General features: G+C 65.2%; 23 protein-coding genes. 15 read left to right on the top strand and 8 right to left on the bottom strand.

The window, feature by feature from the left end:
• The first annotated feature begins 6 nt into the window (after positions 1-6).
• The 9 genes from rpsH (at position 7) to ACGGKE_RS09605 (ending at position 6568) form a co-directional block, all read left to right on the top strand.
• Positions 7-402, top strand: coding sequence for a 30S ribosomal protein S8 (gene rpsH / locus ACGGKE_RS09645; protein ID WP_009820644.1), 396 nt, complete (start codon positions 7-9; stop codon positions 400-402).
• A complete protein-coding gene (gene rplF, locus ACGGKE_RS09640; RefSeq protein ID WP_394437358.1) occupies positions 402-935 on the top strand; it encodes a 50S ribosomal protein L6 in 534 nt (177 codons plus the stop codon). Before rpsH ends, rplF begins: the two co-directional genes overlap by 1 nt.
• 1 nt (position 936) lies before the next feature.
• Positions 937-1290, top strand: a complete 354-nt coding sequence (rplR, locus tag ACGGKE_RS09635) for a 50S ribosomal protein L18 (protein ID WP_021227547.1) — start codon at positions 937-939, stop codon at positions 1288-1290.
• A gap of 2 nt (positions 1291-1292) precedes the next feature.
• Entirely contained in the window at positions 1293-2021 is a 729-nt protein-coding gene (gene rpsE / locus ACGGKE_RS09630; RefSeq protein WP_228164878.1) for a 30S ribosomal protein S5, read from the top strand.
• Positions 2022-2027: 6 nt separating this feature from the next.
• Complete coding sequence (gene rpmD / locus ACGGKE_RS09625) at positions 2028-2207, top strand: 50S ribosomal protein L30 (protein WP_228164877.1); 180 nt, start codon at positions 2028-2030, stop codon at positions 2205-2207.
• Between the two features lie 137 nt (positions 2208-2344).
• Complete coding sequence (gene rplO / locus ACGGKE_RS09620) at positions 2345-2881, top strand: 50S ribosomal protein L15 (protein WP_394437354.1); 537 nt, start codon at positions 2345-2347, stop codon at positions 2879-2881.
• 193 nt (positions 2882-3074) lie between these two features.
• Positions 3075-4439, top strand: a complete 1365-nt coding sequence (gene secY / locus ACGGKE_RS09615; RefSeq protein WP_228164875.1) for a preprotein translocase subunit SecY — start codon at positions 3075-3077, stop codon at positions 4437-4439.
• Positions 4440-4491: 52 nt separating this feature from the next.
• Positions 4492-5148, top strand: coding sequence for an adenylate kinase (locus ACGGKE_RS09610; RefSeq protein WP_394437351.1), 657 nt, complete (start codon positions 4492-4494; stop codon positions 5146-5148).
• 376 nt (positions 5149-5524) lie between these two features.
• Positions 5525-6568: an acyltransferase family protein gene (locus tag ACGGKE_RS09605; RefSeq protein ID WP_394437349.1), complete on the top strand. Its 1044-nt coding sequence runs from the start codon at positions 5525-5527 to the stop codon at positions 6566-6568.
• 48 nt (positions 6569-6616) lie between these two features.
• Here the strand turns inward: ACGGKE_RS09605 and ACGGKE_RS09600 are convergent, their stop codons facing one another.
• The gene (locus ACGGKE_RS09600; protein WP_394437347.1) at positions 6617-7426 is read right to left on the bottom strand and encodes a CsgG/HfaB family protein; all 810 of its coding nucleotides are present in this window, start codon (positions 7424-7426) and stop codon (positions 6617-6619) included.
• Between the two features lie 162 nt (positions 7427-7588).
• Between ACGGKE_RS09600 and lepA the strand changes: the two genes are divergently transcribed.
• Together lepA and ACGGKE_RS09590 are read left to right on the top strand one after the other, a co-directional pair.
• A complete protein-coding gene (gene lepA / locus ACGGKE_RS09595; RefSeq protein WP_394437345.1) occupies positions 7589-9394 on the top strand; it encodes a translation elongation factor 4 in 1806 nt (601 codons plus the stop codon).
• Positions 9395-9420: 26 nt separating this feature from the next.
• Positions 9421-9963, top strand: coding sequence for a hypothetical protein (locus tag ACGGKE_RS09590; RefSeq protein WP_394437343.1), 543 nt, complete (start codon positions 9421-9423; stop codon positions 9961-9963).
• A gap of 58 nt (positions 9964-10021) precedes the next feature.
• On the opposite strand, the gene ACGGKE_RS09585 is transcribed toward ACGGKE_RS09590, so the two are convergent.
• The 3 genes from ACGGKE_RS09585 to ACGGKE_RS09575 form a co-directional block, all read right to left on the bottom strand.
• On the bottom strand, positions 10022-10525 hold the full coding sequence (locus ACGGKE_RS09585) for a DUF3617 domain-containing protein (protein WP_394437341.1): 504 nt from the start codon (positions 10523-10525) through the stop codon (positions 10022-10024).
• 101 nt (positions 10526-10626) lie between these two features.
• Positions 10627-10923 (bottom strand): HNH endonuclease, encoded by a 297-nt coding sequence (locus ACGGKE_RS09580; RefSeq protein ID WP_394437339.1) that lies wholly within the window; start codon positions 10921-10923, stop codon positions 10627-10629.
• A gap of 10 nt (positions 10924-10933) precedes the next feature.
• Positions 10934-11497, bottom strand: coding sequence for a DUF3617 domain-containing protein (locus ACGGKE_RS09575; RefSeq protein ID WP_394437337.1), 564 nt, complete (start codon positions 11495-11497; stop codon positions 10934-10936).
• Between the two features lie 146 nt (positions 11498-11643).
• Here ACGGKE_RS09575 and uvrB point away from each other — a divergent pair, with 146 nt between their 5' ends.
• The gene (uvrB, locus tag ACGGKE_RS09570) at positions 11644-13827 is read left to right on the top strand and encodes an excinuclease ABC subunit UvrB (protein ID WP_394437335.1); all 2184 of its coding nucleotides are present in this window, start codon (positions 11644-11646) and stop codon (positions 13825-13827) included.
• Positions 13828-13874: 47 nt separating this feature from the next.
• Here uvrB and ACGGKE_RS09565 read toward each other — a convergent pair whose 3' ends face one another.
• The 4 genes from ACGGKE_RS09565 to ACGGKE_RS09550 form a co-directional block, all read right to left on the bottom strand.
• Positions 13875-14192, bottom strand: a complete 318-nt coding sequence (locus ACGGKE_RS09565) for a hypothetical protein (RefSeq protein WP_394441873.1) — start codon at positions 14190-14192, stop codon at positions 13875-13877.
• Positions 14193-14276: 84 nt separating this feature from the next.
• Positions 14277-14687: a membrane protease subunit gene (locus ACGGKE_RS09560; protein ID WP_394437333.1), complete on the bottom strand. Its 411-nt coding sequence runs from the start codon at positions 14685-14687 to the stop codon at positions 14277-14279.
• Between the two features lie 17 nt (positions 14688-14704).
• A complete protein-coding gene (pip, locus tag ACGGKE_RS09555) occupies positions 14705-15646 on the bottom strand; it encodes a prolyl aminopeptidase (RefSeq protein ID WP_394437331.1) in 942 nt (313 codons plus the stop codon).
• 82 nt (positions 15647-15728) lie between these two features.
• Complete coding sequence (locus tag ACGGKE_RS09550; RefSeq protein WP_228164864.1) at positions 15729-16205, bottom strand: SspB family protein; 477 nt, start codon at positions 16203-16205, stop codon at positions 15729-15731.
• Positions 16206-16301: 96 nt separating this feature from the next.
• On the opposite strand from ACGGKE_RS09550, the gene hisB reads away from it, so the two are divergent.
• Genes hisB through hisH form a run of 3 tightly spaced genes read left to right on the top strand, consistent with a single transcriptional unit; the run spans position 16302 to position 17815 of the window.
• Entirely contained in the window at positions 16302-16889 is a 588-nt protein-coding gene (gene hisB / locus ACGGKE_RS09545) for an imidazoleglycerol-phosphate dehydratase HisB (RefSeq protein WP_394437329.1), read from the top strand.
• A 24-nt stretch (positions 16890-16913) separates the two neighbouring features.
• Positions 16914-17204, top strand: coding sequence for a YciI family protein (locus ACGGKE_RS09540; RefSeq protein ID WP_228164862.1), 291 nt, complete (start codon positions 16914-16916; stop codon positions 17202-17204).
• A complete protein-coding gene (gene hisH, locus ACGGKE_RS09535; protein WP_394437326.1) occupies positions 17201-17815 on the top strand; it encodes an imidazole glycerol phosphate synthase subunit HisH in 615 nt (204 codons plus the stop codon). The genes ACGGKE_RS09540 and hisH overlap by 4 nt, the downstream gene beginning before the upstream one ends.
• The last annotated feature ends 2 nt before the right edge of the window (positions 17816-17817 follow it).

Below are 17817 nucleotides of genomic sequence, written 5' to 3'. Positions count from 1 at the left end.
TTTGAGATGGCATTGACCGATCCCCTGGGTGATATGCTCACCCGCATCCGCAACGGGCAGCAGGCGAAGAAGGACAGCGTGATGTCCCCCGCCAGCAAGCTGCGCGCCCGCGTGCTCGACGTGCTGCAGCGCGAAGGCTATATCCGCGGCTATTCCGAGGAAGCTCTCGGCAAGCATGCCGGCCTGCGCATCGAGCTGAAATATTTCGAGGGCCAGCCGGCGATCAAGCATGTCGCCCGCGTGTCCAAGCCTGGACGCCGCGTCTATTCGGGTTCCAAGGAACTGCCGATCGTGCGCAACGGCCTTGGCATCACCATTGTCTCGACGCCTCGCGGCGTTCTGTCCGACGCCGAAGCGCGCGAGCAGAATGTCGGCGGCGAAGTGCTGGCGGAGGTGTTCTGATGAGCCGCACTGGCAAGAAGCCGGTCACTGTCCCTTCGGGCGTGACCGCGTCCATCGCTGACGGTCAGCTGTCGGTGAAGGGGCCCAAGGGCACCCTCGCCATCCCGCTGGCCGACGAAGTCACCTACAGCGTCGAAGACGGTTCGATCGCGGTGAAGCCTGCCAATGACAGCAAGCGTGCTCGCGCTTTCTGGGGCATGCAGCGCACCCTGATCCAGAACCTGATCACCGGCGTGACCGAGGGCTACACCAAGAAGCTGCTCATCACCGGCGTCGGCTATCGCGCGAATGCCCAGGGCAAGACCCTGAAGCTGCAGCTCGGCTACAGCCACGATGTCGACTTCGCGGTGCCCGAGGGCATCGAGATCAAGACTCCGGACAACACCACGGTCGAGATCTCCGGCATCGACAAGCAGCAGGTTGGCCAGGTCGCCGCCGAAATCCGTCGCTGGCGCAAGCCCGAACCCTATAAGGGCAAGGGCATCAAGTATGACGGCGAGTTCATCTTCCGCAAGGAAGGGAAGAAGAAGTAAGATGGCAAAGCTTTCCCTCTTCGATCGGCGTCGTCGCCGTGTTCGCACCGCGCTCAAGGCGCGTTCGGGTGACAAGCCCCGTCTGAGCGTTCATCGCTCGGGCCGTCACATCTACGCCCAGGTCATCGATGACGCGGCCGGCAAGACCGTTGCCGCCGCCTCGACCCTGGACAAGGATGTGCGCGCCAAGACCGGCGCCACCGCCGAAGCCGCTGCCGATGTCGGCAAGCGCGTTGCCGCCGCGGCGACCGCCGCCGGCGTCACCAAGGTCGTGTTCGACCGTGGCGGCTTCCTCTTCCATGGCCGCGTCAAGGCGCTGGCCGATGCCGCCCGCGAAGGCGGGCTGGAGTTCTGATCATGGCTGACGAAAACGAAATCCAGGCCCAGCCGGGCGCACCTGCCGCCGTCGAAGGCGGCGAGCAGCAGCAGACCGAAAACCGCGGTCCCGGCCGTGGTCGCGGCAACCGTGGCGGCGGCGACCGCAACCGCGGTGAGCGTGGCGGCCGTGGCCGTCGCGACGACCGTCGCGGCAACCGCGACGAGGAGCAGGGCGAAGAGCTGATCGAGAAGCTGGTTCACATCAACCGCGTCTCGAAGACCGTCAAGGGCGGTAAGCGCTTCGGCTTCGCTGCTCTGGTCGTCGTCGGCGACGGCAAGGGCCGTGCGGGCTTTGGCCATGGCAAGGCGCGCGAAGTGCCCGAAGCCATCAGCAAGGCGACCGCTTCGGCCAAGAAGGCGATGGTTCGCGTGCCGCTGAAGGAAGGCCGCACCCTGCACCATGACGGCAAGGGTCATTTCGGCGCCGGCAAGGTGACCGTGCGTTCGGCCCCGGCCGGGACCGGCATCATCGCGGGTGGTCCGATGCGCGCCGTGTTCGAAAGCCTCGGCGTCGCGGACGTCGTGACCAAGTCGAACGGCACGTCCAACCCCTACAACATGATCCGTGCGACCTTCGAGGCGCTGGGGGAACAGACCAGCCCCAAGTCGGTGGCGCAGCGTCGTGGCAAGAAGGTCGCCGACCTTCTGCGTCGCGGTGGCGCCTCGGCGGACGTCGCGCAGGCTGACGCCGAAGCGATTGCGGAGTAAGACATCATGGCGAAGATCAAGATCAAGCAGATCGGCTCGCCGATCCGCCGTCCCGAAGCCCAGAAGAAGATTCTGATCGGCCTCGGCCTTGGCAAGATGCACCGCGTGGTGGAGCTGGAAGATACCGCGGAAGTCCGCGGCGCCATCGCCAAGCTGCCCCATATGGTGCAGGTCGTCGAAGGCTGAATGCCTTTTCGATCATCGAAATGAAGCGGGAGAGGGGGAAACCCCTCTTTCGTTTTTTATGAAGGGGCGCTAAAGGCGCGCCCTCCAACGGGCTCCCGATGGGGAGCAGCGCGACAAAAGCGAAAGCGAGTGCAAACATGACCAAGCTTAACGAACTCATTGACAATGCCGGCGCCCGCAAGGGCCGGATGCGCGTCGGCCGTGGTATCGGCTCGGGCAAGGGCAAGACCGCCGGTCGCGGCCAGAAGGGTGCGAAGGCGCGTTCGGGCGTCAGCATCAACGGCTTCGAAGGCGGCCAGATGCCGCTCCACATGCGTCTGCCGAAGCGCGGCTTCAACAACATCTTCGCCAAGGATTACGCGATCGTGAACCTGGGCGAAGTGCAGAAGGCGATCGACGCCGGCAAGCTGGATGCGGCCGCGACTGTCGATCATGCCGCGCTCAAGGCCGCCAGCCTGGCCCGTGGCGGCAAGGACGGCGTCCGTCTGCTCGGCAAGGGCGAACTGACCGCCAAGGTCAGCTTCCTGGTCGCCGGCGCGTCGAAGGGCGCGCTCGAAGCGGTCGAGAAGACCGGCGGCAAGGTCGAACTGATCGAAGTCGTTCCGGCGGCCGAGAAGGCCAAGGCCAAGAAGGGCACCGCGATCGCGGCCAAGAAGGCCGCGGCGAAGGCCTGATCCGACCGGACAAGTCTTGCAAGCAGGACCCCGCTGCCCGATATGGGTCGGCGGGGTCTTGTCTGTCGGGGGTTGCTTTATGTCGCGGGTGCGACAACTCCCGTTCGACAGGGCCGACCCGTCCCGCTAAGGGATGAGCGATTCCGCGCCGGGCCTTCGCGCTGCGGCAAGAGTGATTTGAAGGGCAGCCACCATGGCATCGAGAGCCGACCAGCTCGCATCCAATCTCAGCCTCGCGAAATTCAGCCAGGCGACCGACCTCAAGAAGCGCCTGTGGTTTACGCTCGGCGCGCTGATTGTGTTCCGCTTCCTCAGCTTCGTGCCGCTGCCGGGCGTCGACCCGACTGCGCTGTCGACGCTGTATGCGCAGACCAATGGCGGCATCCTCGACATCTTCAACACCTTCTCGGGCGGTTCGCTCTCGCGCATGAGCCTCATCGCGCTCGGCGTGATGCCCTATATCACCGCCTCGATCGTGGTGCAGCTCGCCGCCTCCCTCTCGCCGCAGCTCGCGGCGATCAAGAAGGAAGGCGAAAGCGGGCGCAAGAAGCTCAACCAATATACGCGCTACGGCACCGTCGGCCTGACCGCGGTGCAGGGCTATTTCATCGCTGCCGGGCTGGAAAGCTTCGGCGCCCAGTCGGGCGTGCAGGCGGTGGTCGATCCTGGCCTGCTGTTCCGCCTGACCGCGGTCGTCTCGCTGATCGGCGGCACCATGTTCCTGATGTGGCTGGGTGAGCAGATCACCTCGCGCGGCATCGGCAATGGCGTCTCGCTGATCATCATGGCGGGCATCGTCGCCCAGTTGCCGGTAACGCTCAGCAACCTGTTCAAGTCGGGTCGCGAAGGATCGATCTCGGGCCTGCTGATCCTGCTGGTGATCGTGCTGGCGCTCGGCCTCATCCTGCTGATCTGCTTCATGGAGCGCGCCCAGCGCCGCGTCCTCATCCAATATCCCAAGCGCCAGACGCGCCAGGGCCTGATGCAGGCGGATCGCAGCCACCTGCCCTTGAAGGTCAACACCGCCGGCGTGATCCCGCCGATCTTCGCCAGCTCGCTGCTGCTGATGCCGCTCACCATCTCGCAATTTGCGGGCCAGACCGTGGCGGGCGAGAGCGCGCTGGGCGACTTCGTGCTGACGCTGAACCAGTATCTCTCGCACGGCAGCCCGGTCTACATGCTGCTCTATGGCCTGGGCATCGTGTTCTTCTGCTTCTTCTACACCGCTGTGGTGTTCAATCCCGAAGAGACGGCCGACAATCTCAAGCGCAATGGCGGCTTCATTCCGGGCATTCGTCCGGGCAAGAACACCGAACATTATCTGGATTATGTGCTGACGCGCATTACCGTCATCGGTGCGGCCTATCTGGCCTTCATCTGCCTGGTGCCCGAATTCGCCATCGCCCGTGCGGGAATTCCGTTCTACCTGGGCGGCACTAGCCTGCTGATCGTGGTCAATGTTACGGTCGACACCGTGACCCAGATTCAGAGCCATCTGCTCGCCCATCAATATGGCGATCTGATCAAGAAGGCGAAGCTCAAGGGTCGGCTGCGCTGAGGGGCGCGCCGACATTGTGACGAAGCGCAACGAACAGGGGAGTATGCGCGCAATGAACATCATTCTGCTTGGCCCTCCGGGCGCGGGCAAGGGCACGCAGGCGTCGCGCCTGGTGGAAAGCCGCGGCATGGTGCAGCTGTCGACCGGCGACATGCTGCGCGCGGCGGTGAAGGCGGGCACGCCGATCGGCCTCAAGGCAAAGGCCGTGATGGAAGCGGGCGAGCTGGTGTCGGACGAGATCGTGTCGGGCATCATCGGCGAAGCGCTCGATGCGCTCGCCCCCGACACCGGCGTCATTTTCGACGGTTATCCGCGGACAGAGGCGCAGGCGCATGCGCTCGACACCATCCTGTCGGACCGCGACCGGACGCTTGACCATGTGATCGAGCTGGACGTGGACGAGGACGCGCTGGTCGAGCGCATCACCGGCCGCTTCACCTGCGCCACCTGCGGCGCGGGCTATCATGACAGCTTCAAGCAGCCCAAGGTGGACGGCGAGTGCGACAAGTGCCACGGGCATGAGTTCAAGCGCCGCCCCGACGACAATGAGGAAACGGTGCGCACGCGCATGGCCGAATATCGCGCCAAGACCGCGCCGATCCTGCCCATCTACGAAGCGCGCGGCATTGTATCGCGAGTCGATGGCATGGCCGATATGGATCATGTGACCAGCGCCATCGCCGCCATCCTGGACGGTCAGGCCGGCTGAACTGTCCTTCCTCCCCGGCTTGGCAGGGGAGGGGGCTAAGATGGACGACAATCCTGTTATGGGCCGGCGCGGCGATGGCTGCGCTGGCCCATGTTGTTGTTAGGCTCCCGCGTATGACGACCGATAATGCCCCTCCCTTCCAAGGGAGGGGTTGGGGTGGGTGCGAGCGCAGCGAGCCTCCTCCCTCCCGATCCACACGCCCAAAACGTAGATCATCCATTTTCCCGCCTCTCCGTCCCTCTCGAAGGCGCCAACCCCGACGCCCCACCCAATCTGTCTCAATCTGGCAAAGAAGCAGCAAGATAACCGCGCATTTCGGTTCATCATCAACTAAATTCATGGCGGATTTATTGCTGTGCTGTTGCTATAGGGGCGCATGGATCGCCCCGGGTTGAAGCATGGCCGTTTGACGGAGCTGGACGCATTGCGCGGCATCGGCGCGCTGTGCGTGCTGATCTTCCATTATTCGACTCGCTTCCACGAGCTGTTCCCGCAGGCCGCGCATGTGCCGTTCAGCTTCCCCGGTGGCAATTACCGCGTGCTGCTCTTCTTCACCATTTCCGGCTTCGCCATCTTCTTCACGCTCGATCGCATCCGCACGGTCGCCGACTTCGTGGTCAACCGCATCGCGCGCCTCTATCCCGCCTATCTGGTCGCGATGCTGCTGACGCTGGCGATCGAATATCTCGCCCATGCCACTCAGCTGCTGGTCGGCCCCATCGCCATATTGGCCAATATGACGATGCTGCAGGGCTTCGCCTTCCTGCCGGAAGTCGATGGCGCCTATTGGACGCTGACGGTGGAGATCGCCTTTTACTTCTGCATGATCAGCCTTTGGAAATTCGCGGGGACGCGGCGACTGGAGCCCTTGCTTGCAGGCTGGCTGCTGCTGCGTTGGCTCTACTGGTTCTGGCCCGACATGCCCGAACGGATCATCATGCTGCTGGTGCTGCGATACACGCCCTTCTTCGTCATCGGCATGCTGGCCTATCGCTGCTGGCGCGGCGAGCGGAGCCTGGCGCAACAGGCGCCCTATGCGGCGCTGGCTTTGCTGTCGATCGCGACCATGGAGACGTGGGACGTGACGCTGGTCGGCTGCGTCCTGCTGGGGACCTTCGTCGCGCTGATCAACGGCCGCCTGCGCTGCCTGCGCTTGAAGCCGTTGATCTGGCTGGGCGGGATCAGCTATTCCTTCTACCTCATCCACCAGCATGTCGGCTTCGTCATCATGCTGGAACTGGCGAAGGCGGGCTACAGCCCGTGGATCGGCTTCGCCACCGCCTTTGCCGTAGCGCTGCTGCTGGGCACCGCGATCAACCGCCTGGTCGAACGGCCGGCGGGCGAGGCCATATTGGCCTGGTGGAAGCGGCGCCGGCGCGCGCCCCTGTTGTCCTCCGAAGCGGCGCCCAGCCGGACCTGACGGGAGCGCTGGCCCTCGCCGGGCCGCTCCCGTCCGGCTCGCCGATCCTTATTGCGCCACTGGCGCGGCCGCGGCCGCATTGTCGGGCAGGCCACCCAGCTGCGTCACCAGCTTGGTATAGGCGTCGAGATAGGCGAGGATGATCACCTGGCCGATCTCGGTATTCTGGTAGCCGCTGCCGCCCGCTGCGGCAAAGCCGCCCCACCAGCCCGCGCCGCCGCCGCCGCCAAAGCCGATGTCGGTCTTGCGCGCATAGCCTTCGGTCAGCGCCTCCTCCTCAGTGGTGCGCGCATTGACGATCGACAGGGTGACATTGGCCTCCTTCTTCTTGATGTTGAGGCCGCCGGCGATCGCGCCGAACGTGCCGCCCATCAGGCCGCCCAGCGCCCCGCCCAGGCCGCCGCCGCCCGAATTGCGGTTGGACGATACGATGTCGGGCTCCAGATAATAATCCGCCGCCTTCACCTGACCGCGGCCCAGGTTCGATCCCTCCTGCAATTCGCCCGCATCCGCCAAGGCGCGCTCCATCGCGCGGCTCTGCATCGACCGGCCGCGATTGACCATGCGGAAACAGCCCGACTGCTGGACGAAGACCTTCAGGATCGCCTCGGGGCTGCCCAGGTTCAGCTCGCGCCACCACTGATTGTCGGGTTCGACGATCGCCACCGTGCCCAGCATGCGGGTGCAGCGCGGTATCTCGCGAGTCGCCCGCTCCTGCGAGCGCCGGCCCGATGACGCGCCCTTGGTCGTGCCATCCTTATAGGTCTGGCCGGAAGAGCTCATGTCGGTTTGCGCGGTCGACGCCAAAGGCGCCACCAGCGTCGCGGTCGCGACCAGCGCAGCGAGTATTTTCTGCATTGCCCCAATTCCTTTGATGCGGTGAAAATCAGCCGTTTTTGCTGTAGGGCGACCCGACAAAGGAGGCCTCGCCTTAGCATAGAGACGCCCCCTTGCCTACAGAGCGCGCCGGCCATGCGACGCCGTGCTGACAGCGCGCAGAATCGCTGCTATCGGGCGCCGATGACCGACCTGTCCCTCATCCGTAATTTCTCGATCATCGCGCATATCGACCATGGCAAATCGACCCTGGCCGATCGGCTGATCCAGCGCACCGGTGGCCTTTCCGACCGTGAAATGAGCGCGCAGGTTCTCGATAATATGGACATCGAGAAGGAGCGCGGCATCACCATCAAGGCGCAGACGGTGCGGCTCGACTATGTCGCCAAGGACGGGCGGACCTACAAGCTCAACCTGATGGACACGCCGGGCCATGTGGACTTCGCCTATGAAGTGTCGCGCAGCCTCGCCGCCTGCGAAGGCGCGCTGCTGGTGGTGGACGCCGCCCAGGGGGTGGAGGCGCAGACGCTCGCCAATGTCTACCAGTCGATCGAGCATGATCATGAAATCGTGCCGGTCATCAACAAGATCGACCTGCCGGCGGCCGAACCGGAAAAGGTGAAGGCGGAGATCGAGGAGGTGATCGGCCTCGACGCGTCCGAAGCGGTGCTCGCCAGCGCCAAGTCGGGCATCGGCATCGACGAAATATTGGAAGCGATCGTCGCGAAGATCCCCGCGCCCAAGGGGGATCGCGACGCGCCGCTGGAAGCGATGCTGGTCGACAGCTGGTACGACCCCTATCTGGGCGTCGTCATCCTGGTCCGCGTCATGAACGGCGTCGTCAAGAAGGGCCAGAACATCAAGTTCATGATCGGCGGCACCGAGCATCTGATCGACCGCGTCGGCTGCTTCCGCCCCAAGATCGAGCAGCTGGCCGAACTCGGCCCGGGCGACATCGGCTTCATCACCGCGCAGATCAAGGACATCAGCCAGACCCGGGTCGGCGACACCATCACCACGGTCAAGAACCCCGCGACGAAGCCGTTGCCGGGCTTCAAGGAAGTCCAGTCGGTGGTCTTCTGCGGCCTCTTCCCGGTCGACGCCAATGATTTCGAGAAGCTGCGCGATTCGATCGGCAAGCTGCGCCTCAACGACGCCAGCTTCTCCTTCGAAATGGAAACCTCGGCGGCGCTCGGCTTCGGCTTCCGCTGCGGCTTCCTGGGCCTGCTCCATCTGGAGATCATCCAGGAACGGCTGACCCGCGAATATGATCTCGACCTCATCACCACTGCCCCCTCGGTGGTCTATGAGATGCACATGAAGGACGGGACGGTGCGCCACCTGCACAATCCCGCCGACATGCCCGATCCCAACCATATCGAGATGATCGAGGAGCCCTGGATCGAGGCGGTGATCTACTGCCCCGACGAATATCTGGGCTCGATCCTCAAGCTGTGCCAGGACCGCCGCGGCATCCAGAAGAACCTCACCTATGTCGGCGGCCGCGCGCAGGTGACCTATGAACTGCCGCTCAACGAAGTGGTGTTCGACTTTTACGATCGCCTCAAATCGATCAGCCGCGGCTATGCCAGCTTCGACTATCACCAGATCGGCACGCGCGAGGGGGACCTCGTCAAGATGAGCATCCTCGTCAACAATGAGCCGGTCGACGCGCTCAGCATGATCGTCCACCGCTCCGCCGCCGAAGCGCGCGGACGGCATATGTGCGAGCGGCTGAAGGATCTCATCCCCCGGCACCTGTTCAAGATCCCGATCCAGGCGGCGATCGGCGGCAAGGTTATCGCGCGCGAAACGATCGCCGCGATGCGCAAGGACGTCACGGCCAAATGCTATGGCGGCGACATCACCCGCAAGAAGAAGCTTCTGGAAAAGCAGAAGGAAGGCAAGAAGCGGATGCGCGAATATGGCAGCGTGCAGATTCCGCAGGAAGCCTTCATCGCCGCGCTGCGAATGGGTGACGAAAGCTGATCCCGCCGGGCGATCCTTATTCGGCCTTGGCCGATCAGGTCGCCCGCATCGAACGCGCCGCCGCCTTCCTCGCCAACGGCCTGTCGCTGGGTTGCTGCCCCGATGCCGCCGCGCGCCGGCGCGACGCCATGCCCGCGCGGCTGATCGGCAACGGGCTGCGCGAACTGGATCTGTTCCTGACCGATCTTATCGTCGAGGCGGGCCGCCTCGACCGGCTGGGGGCGTCGGCGGGCGCCGACCCCGGCGTCCATCCGCAACGTCGCATCTTCAGCGCCGCCGAAGCCTGGCGACGCGGCGCGCGGCAGCTGGGGCTCCCGGCAGAGGGGCGCGCTCGCCTGCGCCAGATGCGCGCGGCGCAGAACCGCCATTGCTTTGGCGTCTGGCGCGATGCGGGGTGGCCATGCAACGCGCCTGCGCCGACTATGCCCGCCTCGCCAGCGATGTGCTGGCGGCGGTGCGCGGCCGGGCGGAGTAGGGGGATCAGCCTTCCGTCGGGCAAAGCCGACAGCGCCGCCGCCCCTGTCGGCTTCGCTGTCGCGCTTGCCCCCGGTCCCGGACCCTTTCGATGAGAATAGCGCGCACCTGTCGCTTTCGCTGTCTGTTTAACGGCTGCGATGATGCGCGCCCTCAGCCCGCTGCGGGGCAGTCCCCCACGCGCCGCGCGGTCAGGTCATGCGTCGTGCGCAGGACGGGCTTGCCCCCTTCGGTCTTGGTCATGGTGGTGCCCAGCGTCATGCTGTCGGCGGTGTAATTGCCCTCCACCACCAGCTCCGAAACGCCTGCGCCCGCCTTGCAGCTCAGCGTGGCGATCAGCCGGCCCTTGCGCACCAGCTTGTCCTTGTAGACGCAATCCTGCCCCTCTGGCCCCGCCAGCGCGTCGGCGTCCGGCGCATTGTCCTGATCGAAGGCGATGCACAGCTTTTCCTCGCCGATCTGCTTGAGCGCCTCCTGATATTGCGCCGGCGTCACTGTCGGCGTGTTGTAGCCGGTGGTCTTGCGCGTCAGCTCCCACGCGCCGGCCTGCATGATGATCGGCGGCTCTTCCGCTTCCGGAGGCGGCTCTGGATCGCTGCCGCAGCCGGCGAGCCCCAGCATGGAACCCAGCATCAGGACGGTCGTGGCGTCCCGCATCACAAATCGCATAGCCTCTCCCCAGCCTCTTTGTGGAGCCATGGCGGAAGGCTCTACTGCTCCGGCGCAAAGTGCAAGACCAAAGCGAAGCCGCGCCCCGCTCATCGCCGCCGCCGCCCGCCTTCGGTCCGGGTGGGCGCGTGGAAATCGGGCGGCTTGCCGTCGATCCAGCGCAGGAAGGTCGCGATCGCGGGCTGTGCGCGCAGCGCGGCGGCATCGGCAAAGCCGCGCGCCAGCTGCGCATTGCTCAAGGTCGCATGGATGGTGCGATGGCAGATCGGATGCACCGCCACCGTCATGCGTCCGCCCCGGCTTTTGGGCACGGGATGATGCCACTCCACCCGCGCACCCAGCGGCCGGCCGCAGAGCCAGCAGTGCGGCGGCGCGTCACCGGTCACAGGCGCGGCGTCACTCGCTCTGCGCGCAAGTCGCGCCGACCCACTTGCCCTCCGACCGCGCCGTCATCGCCATGGCATGGCCGTCGGGGCCGCCGTCCATTTTCATGTCCAGGTCCATCGCGTAGCTGTCAGGCGCATAGCTCCCTGACATGGCGGCATTCATCGTGCCGCCCTCCGCCGTGCAGGACACCCGGCCGCTCACCTTGCCGCCGACGGCGGAAAAGTCGGCATAGCGGCAATTCTTGTCCTCCTGCCCGGAAAACATGTCGGCGCCGGGATTGGCGGCCTGTTCGGGCGTGACGCAATATCGGAGCGACGTCTGGCTCATCATCCGCTTCATCTGCTCTTCCATCGCCGGGGGCGTGCCTGGCATGCCGGACAGGTCGATATCCTGGATGGTGAAGCGCCCCTCCCATTGGCCCGGCTTCAGCTGGACCTTGTCGACAGCCTGCTTCACCTGCGCCTTGCTCATGGCGTCGGTCGCCGCAATGTCCCCAGCCTGGTCCCCCGGCTGGTCGCCACAGGCCGCTAGGGCGCCTGTCAGACCCACAAGCATCAAGACTGTCCGGCGCATGATCGTCTCCCTGTTGCCCTTGCCCCGCCCCAGCATAGCGCACCCGCCCACCGGTTCAATGTTCTGCGGCAATGAAGAAGCCGTTCTTTATCTGTTCTGAACATCGGGCGATTGCGCTGCCGGACAGACTTCCCATATCCATGGCCATGGCTATCCAGATCCGCACCGACCTGTCCGAACCGGAAACCGGGCAAAGCTTCGTCCCCCATCGCCCGGCCCGTCCGGAAAAGAGCGAAGGGGGCCGGCCCTTCAAGCTGGTGAGCGACTATGAACCCTCGGGCGACCAGCCGACCGCCATCGCGGAGCTGGTGGCGGCGGCGCGGCAGGGCGAGCGCGACCAGGTGCTGCTGGGCGTCACCGGCTCGGGCAAGACCTTCACGATGGCCAAGACGATCGAGGCGCTGCAGCGCCCTGCATTGATCCTGGCGCCCAACAAGATCCTGGCGGCCCAGCTCTATGGCGAGTTCAAGAGCTTCTTTCCCGACAATGCGGTCGAATATTTCGTCAGCTACTACGACTATTATCAGCCCGAAGCCTATGTGCCGCGGTCCGACACCTATATCGAGAAAGAATCGAGCGTGAACGAGAGCATCGACCGGATGCGCCATTCGGCCACCCGCGCGTTGCTCGAACGGGACGACGTCATCATCGTCGCGTCGGTGTCCTGCCTCTATGGCATCGGCTCGGTCGAAACCTATTCGGCCATGACCTTCTCGATGAAGAAGGGGCAGGTAGAGGACCAGCGCGAGATCATCCGCAAGCTGGTCGCGCTCCAGTATAAGCGCAACGACGCCGGCTTCGCGCGCGGCAATTTCCGCGTGAAGGGCGACAATCTGGAAATTTTCCCGTCCCACTATGAGGACACGGCCTGGCGCGTCAGCTTCTTCGGCGACGAGATCGAGGACATAGTCGAGTTCGACCCGCTGACGGGCAAGAAGGTCGCGAGCCTCGATTATGTGAAGGTCTTTCCCAACAGCCACCATGTCACGCCTGGCCCCACGCTGAAACAGGCGATGGAGGCCATTCGCTTCGAACTGGCCGAGCGGCTGAAGGAGCTGGTGGCCGAAGGCAAGCTGCTGGAGGCGCAGCGGCTGGAGCAGCGCACCAATTTCGACCTGGAGATGATCGCGGCGACCGGCAGCTGCGCAGGGATCGAGAATTATTCCCGCTTCCTGACCGGCCGCCTGCCCGGCGAGCCGCCGCCGACCCTGTTCGAATATCTGCCCGAAAATGCCGTCCTGTTCGTGGACGAAAGCCACCAGACCGTGCCGCAGATCGGCGCGATGGCGCGCGGCGACCATCGCCGCAAGATCACGCTCGCCGAATATGGCTTCCGCCTGCCAAGCTGCATCGACAACCGCCCGCTGCGCTTCAACGAATGGGATGCGATGCGTCCGCAGACGGTCAGCGTCTCCGCCACGCCCGGCCCGTGGGAGATGGAGCAGACCGGCGGCGTGTTCAGCGAGCAGGTGATCCGTCCCACCGGCCTCATCGACCCGCCGGTCGAGATCAAGCCGGTCGAGGACCAGGTCGACGACCTCATCAACGAATGCCGCAAGGTCGCGGCGCAGGGCTATCGCACGCTCGTCACCACCCTGACCAAGCGGATGGCCGAGGACCTGACCGAGTTCATGCATGAGGCGGGAATCAAGGTCCGCTACATGCACAGCGACGTCGAGACGCTGGAGCGCATCGAGCTGATCCGCGACCTGCGGCTGGGCGTCTATGACGTGCTCATTGGCATCAACCTGCTGCGCGAGGGGCTGGACATCCCAGAATGCGGGCTGGTGGCGATCCTCGACGCGGACAAGGAAGGCTTCCTGCGCTCCGAAACCTCGCTCATCCAGACGATCGGCCGCGCCGCGCGCAATGTCGAGGGGCGCGTCATCCTCTATGCCGACCGCATCACCGGCTCCATGGAGCGTGCGCTCAACGAAACGTCGCGCCGGCGCGAGAAGCAGCAGGCCTATAATCTGGAACATGGCATCACGCCAACCACGATCAAGCGCAACATCGGCGACATCATCGCTCATGTGGCGAGCAAGGATCAGGTGACGGTGGACACGGGCCTGGACGAGCGCCCGCACATGGTCGGCCACAATCTGCGCGCCTATATCGAGGAACTGGAAAAGAAGATGCGCGCCGCCGCCGCCGACCTGGAGTTCGAGGAAGCCGGCCGCATCCGCGACGAAATCCGCAAGCTGGAAGCGGAGGAACTGGGCTTGCCCGCCGATGAGCAGGTGGCAGCGCCCAGGGGAAGGGCGACCGAAGGCAAGCCGGGCACGCGCAAACTGCGCTACGGCAAGACGCAGCGCAAGTTCGGGCGGTAGCCTGCTAGCTTCCTGGACCCCCCGCGACCTACGCGGCCTGACCTGCCTCAATCGGTCCTGCTGGTCACCTTCGCCGTGCCGTCGGGGGTGATTTCGATCAGGTGCGCGCTGCCATTGTCGCATTGAGCCTTCCAGCCCTTCACGCCCGGCCGGATCTCCGCACGCTCCGAACCGGTGACGGCGGGGCAGGCCGCGCCGGAATCGCGGATCGCCTTATCGAATACGCCGTTGCGTTGATCGGGCGCCAGCTTTGCGACTTGCGCGGCGGCGCCGGTTTCCGGCATCGCCTGGTTGGCGGGGGTGCGCGCCTGATCCGCGGCGGGGTCGCCGCAGGAGGCCAGCGCCAGCGCGACTGGCGCCATCATCCAGGCCAGGGTCTTGATCGTCACGGCAACGCTCCTGTTCGTTGATACTGAAGCCAAAGCGGCGACCGGCCTTGCGGTTCCGCCTCAGTTCCCGTTCCCGGCCCGCGGCGCAAGGCGGCTGCTTTCCAGCAGCGGCAGGCCGCTTTCGGTCGGCACATAGATGATGCTGGCGTCCTTGGCGTCGATCGCCTGGATCTGGAGATAGCGCAGATAGCCGTCCGGGCCGCCCAGGCTGTCCTGCAGGATGCGGTTGGCGCGGGCCGCGCCTTCGGCGCGCACCACTTCGGCATCGGCCAGCATCTTCGCGCTTTCCAGTCGCGCCCGCGCTTCCAGCACCGCGATCTGGCGGGAGGATTGCGCTTCGGCCAGGGCGGCTCGGCCGGACTGTTCCTTGCTGTAAACATTATAGGCCGGGCAGCCCCACAGCACGCCCGACAAGGTGACGACGAGGAGGATCGCGATCCCCAACATGCCCGTTCCGGTCAATCTCAGCATCGCGCACTGCCCCTTGTTCAGCCAGCAAATTCATCCGTCGCCCGGATCAGCGCGTCCAGGATGCCGGGTTCGTTATAGGCATGGCCCGCCCCTTCGATCAGCTCGAACCGCGCCTGCGGCCAGGCTTTGTGCAGCGCCCAGGCGGTTTCGGCGGGACAGGCCATGTCATAGCGGCCATGGATGATGACACCGGGGATGTCGGCCAGCCTGCCTGCGTCCCGGATCAACTGCCCCTCGTCCAGCCAGCCGCCATGGACGAAATAATGATTTTCGATCCGCGCGAAGGCGAGGGCGAAATCGTCCGCATCATGCGTGGCGGACAAAGCGGCATCGGGCAACAGCCGGATCGTTTCGCCTTCCCACACGCTCCAGGCCCGGGCTGCCGCGATCCGCGCGGCCCGGTCGTCACCGGTCAGGAGCCGGCGATAGGCGCCGACCATGTCGCCGCGCTCCGCTTCCGGGACAGGAGCCACGAACCGTTCCCACTTATCCGGATAGATGCGGCTGGCGCCCTGCTGATAATACCAGTCGATCTCCGCCTTGCGGATGGTGAAGATGCCGCGCAGCACCAGTTCGCTGACGCGCGCCGGATGGCTTTGCGCATAGGCGAGCGCCAGCGTCGATCCCCAACTGCCGCCGAATACCAGCCATTGGTCGACCCCCACCATCAGGCGCAGTCGCTCGATGTCGGCGACCAAATGCCAGGTGGTGTTGGCGGTCAGATCCGCATGCGGCGTGGATCGCCCGCAGCCCCGCTGGTCGAACAGCAGCAGGTCGTAGCGGGACGGATCGAACAGCCGCCGATGATCGGGCGCTATGCCGCCGCCCGGTCCGCCATGCAGGAACAGCGCAGGCTTGGCGCCCGGCGTGCCGCAGCGCTCCCAATAGATCGCATGGCCATCGCCGACATCGAGATGGCCCGAGGCATAGGGGGTGATCGGCGGATAGAGGCTGCGCATCCCGCCCTTGTAGCAGGCGACGCGATTTCAGCCAGAGGCTCCGGCGATGCGGCGCGCTCGAACCGGCCGGCGCGGAACGCTGCTACTTCTTCTTGCCGAAGTCCACGGTCACGACGTTGGAGCCATCCTCGTTCGTTACTTGCGGCGCGTCATTTTCCGCTTCGTCATGCGGTTCGGGGCTTTCATCGGCCTGAACCTGGAACTGCAGCGCGAAATTGACGGCGGGATCAACGAAGGCGGTGATCGCACTGAAGGGGATGACCAGATGCGCCGCGACCTGGTTGAAGGTCAGGCTGACCTCGAAATGCTGATCGCTGACCTTGAGGTCCCAGAATTTATTCTGAAGGACGATGGTCATTTCGTCCGGGAAGCGCTCCACCAGATGCTGGGGGATGTCGACGCCGGGCGCCTGGGTCTTGAAGGTGATGTAGAAATGATGCGCACCGGGCAGGCCGCCGGTCTGCTGCACTTCGCCCAGCACGCGGCCGACGACCGCGCGCAGCGCCTCCTGCACGATCTCGTCATAGGGAATCAGGCTGTCGGGCAGGTCGTCGCTCATGGCCCAATGTCCTAGCGGCACGAAACAGGGGGTCAAGCCCGCCTGCGCAATGCAGCCGCACATTGCATGCTGCGCGCCGTGCGCTATAGGGCGGCCATGCGCAGCGCCGAGATTCACCGCAACACTGCGGAAACGCAGATCGACGTGACCGTCAATCTGGACGGCACCGGTCTCTACACCGTCTCCACCGGCATCGGCTTTTTCGACCATATGATCGAACAGCTGTCGCGCCATTCGCTGATCGACATGAATGTGAAGACGGTGGGCGACCTGCATGTCGATCAGCATCATACGACCGAGGATACCGCGATCGCGATCGGCGAGGCGGTGGCGAAGGCGCTGGGCGACAAGCGCGGCATCAGCCGTTACGGCAGCGTCTATTCGCCGATGGACGAGACGCTGAGCCGCGTCGCGCTCGACATTTCCGGCCGGCCCTGGCTGGTGTGCAAGCTGCCTTTCACCGTCACCAAGGTGGGCGAATGGGACACGGAGATGGTGGAGCATTTCTTCCACAGCTTCGCCCAGGCGGCCGGCATCACCCTGCATATCGAACTGCTCTATGGCAGCAACAACCACCATATCGTGGAAAGCGCGTTCAAGGGCCTGGCCCGCGCGCTGCGCCAGGCGGTGGAGATCGACCCGCGCAAGGCCGACGCGATCCCGTCGACCAAGGGCATTTTGTAACCCGAGCCGAAGGCTTAATCCGCGATGTTCCTCATTTCCCTCACCTATACCGCGCCGCTGGATCAGCTGGACCGGGTGCGGGCGGACCATCGCGCCTGGCTGGACCAGGGCATTGCCGACGGCTGGCTGCTGCTCGCCGGCCCGCGTGAACCCCGGGATGGCGGCGTGCTGCTGGCGCGCGGCGCGCGCGCCGAGCTGGAGGCCAAGGCGGCGACCGATCCCTTCTTCGCGCAGGGCCTTTCGACCTTCGACCTGATAGAATTCGTGCCGGTCAAGGCGGCGACCGGCGTCACGATGGAAAGCCTGCTGGCATGACCATCGCCCTGATCGACTATGGCGCGGGCAATCTCCATTCGGTGCACAATGCCTTGCGCAAGGCGGGCGCGCAGGATGTGGCGATTACCGCCGATGCCGATCTGGTGGCGCGCGCCGACCGCATCGTTCTGCCTGGCGTCGGCGCCTTCCGCGCCTGCCGCGACGCCCTGGTGGCGATCCCGGGCATGGTGGAGGCGATGACCGAGGCTGTGAACCGGCGCGGCACGCCCTTCCTGGGCGTGTGCGTCGGCATGCAATTGCTCGCCGATGCGGGCGAGGAGTTCGGCCGGCATGACGGCCTGGGCTGGGTTCCCGGCACGGTGCGCCGAGTTGAACGGGCCGATCCGGCGATCAAGATCCCGCATATGGGCTGGAACGACGTGAGGCTGACGGGCGCTGCGGGCCTGCTCGAACCGGGCGAGGCCTATTTCCTCCACAGCTATCATTTCGAAGCGGCCGATCCCGCCCATGTCGCCGCCGTCACCGACCATGGCGGCCCGTTGGTCGCCGCGGTCGCCCGCGACACGATCATCGGTTGCCAGTTCCACCCGGAAAAAAGCCAGCGCTACGGCCTGTCCTTCCTCGCGCGGTTTCTGGACTGGCGGCCGTGATC

Source organism: Sphingobium naphthae (genome assembly GCF_043589935.1).
Taxonomy (GTDB): Bacteria; Pseudomonadota; Alphaproteobacteria; order Sphingomonadales; family Sphingomonadaceae; genus Sphingobium; species Sphingobium naphthae_A.
The sequence above is the reverse complement of the archived record's forward strand: the minus strand, read 5'-3'. Positions and strand labels throughout refer to the sequence as shown.

Excerpts from the sequence above, each read along its gene's own strand:
- rpsH (WP_009820644.1), top strand. The coding sequence starts at position 7 with ATGGCATTGACCGATCCCCTGGGTGATATGCTCACCCGCATCCGCAAC.
- rplF (WP_394437358.1), top strand. The coding sequence starts at position 402 with ATGAGCCGCACTGGCAAGAAGCCGGTCACTGTCCCTTCGGGCGTGACC.
- rplR (WP_021227547.1), top strand. The coding sequence starts at position 937 with ATGGCAAAGCTTTCCCTCTTCGATCGGCGTCGTCGCCGTGTTCGCACC.
- rpsE (WP_228164878.1), top strand. The coding sequence starts at position 1,293 with ATGGCTGACGAAAACGAAATCCAGGCCCAGCCGGGCGCACCTGCCGCC.
- rpmD (WP_228164877.1), top strand. The coding sequence starts at position 2,028 with ATGGCGAAGATCAAGATCAAGCAGATCGGCTCGCCGATCCGCCGTCCC.
- rplO (WP_394437354.1), top strand. The coding sequence starts at position 2,345 with ATGACCAAGCTTAACGAACTCATTGACAATGCCGGCGCCCGCAAGGGC.
- secY (WP_228164875.1), top strand. The coding sequence starts at position 3,075 with ATGGCATCGAGAGCCGACCAGCTCGCATCCAATCTCAGCCTCGCGAAA.
- ACGGKE_RS09610 (WP_394437351.1), top strand. The coding sequence starts at position 4,492 with ATGAACATCATTCTGCTTGGCCCTCCGGGCGCGGGCAAGGGCACGCAG.
- ACGGKE_RS09605 (WP_394437349.1), top strand. The coding sequence starts at position 5,525 with ATGGATCGCCCCGGGTTGAAGCATGGCCGTTTGACGGAGCTGGACGCA.
- ACGGKE_RS09600 (WP_394437347.1), bottom strand. The coding sequence starts at position 7,426 with ATGCAGAAAATACTCGCTGCGCTGGTCGCGACCGCGACGCTGGTGGCG.
- lepA (WP_394437345.1), top strand. The coding sequence starts at position 7,589 with ATGACCGACCTGTCCCTCATCCGTAATTTCTCGATCATCGCGCATATC.
- ACGGKE_RS09585 (WP_394437341.1), bottom strand. The coding sequence starts at position 10,525 with ATGCGGGACGCCACGACCGTCCTGATGCTGGGTTCCATGCTGGGGCTC.
- ACGGKE_RS09575 (WP_394437337.1), bottom strand. The coding sequence starts at position 11,497 with ATGCGCCGGACAGTCTTGATGCTTGTGGGTCTGACAGGCGCCCTAGCG.
- uvrB (WP_394437335.1), top strand. The coding sequence starts at position 11,644 with ATGGCTATCCAGATCCGCACCGACCTGTCCGAACCGGAAACCGGGCAA.
- ACGGKE_RS09565 (WP_394441873.1), bottom strand. The coding sequence starts at position 14,192 with ATGATGGCGCCAGTCGCGCTGGCGCTGGCCTCCTGCGGCGACCCCGCC.
- ACGGKE_RS09560 (WP_394437333.1), bottom strand. The coding sequence starts at position 14,687 with ATGCTGAGATTGACCGGAACGGGCATGTTGGGGATCGCGATCCTCCTC.
- pip (WP_394437331.1), bottom strand. The coding sequence starts at position 15,646 with ATGCGCAGCCTCTATCCGCCGATCACCCCCTATGCCTCGGGCCATCTC.
- ACGGKE_RS09550 (WP_228164864.1), bottom strand. The coding sequence starts at position 16,205 with ATGAGCGACGACCTGCCCGACAGCCTGATTCCCTATGACGAGATCGTG.
- hisB (WP_394437329.1), top strand. The coding sequence starts at position 16,302 with ATGCGCAGCGCCGAGATTCACCGCAACACTGCGGAAACGCAGATCGAC.
- ACGGKE_RS09540 (WP_228164862.1), top strand. The coding sequence starts at position 16,914 with ATGTTCCTCATTTCCCTCACCTATACCGCGCCGCTGGATCAGCTGGAC.
- hisH (WP_394437326.1), top strand. The coding sequence starts at position 17,201 with ATGACCATCGCCCTGATCGACTATGGCGCGGGCAATCTCCATTCGGTG.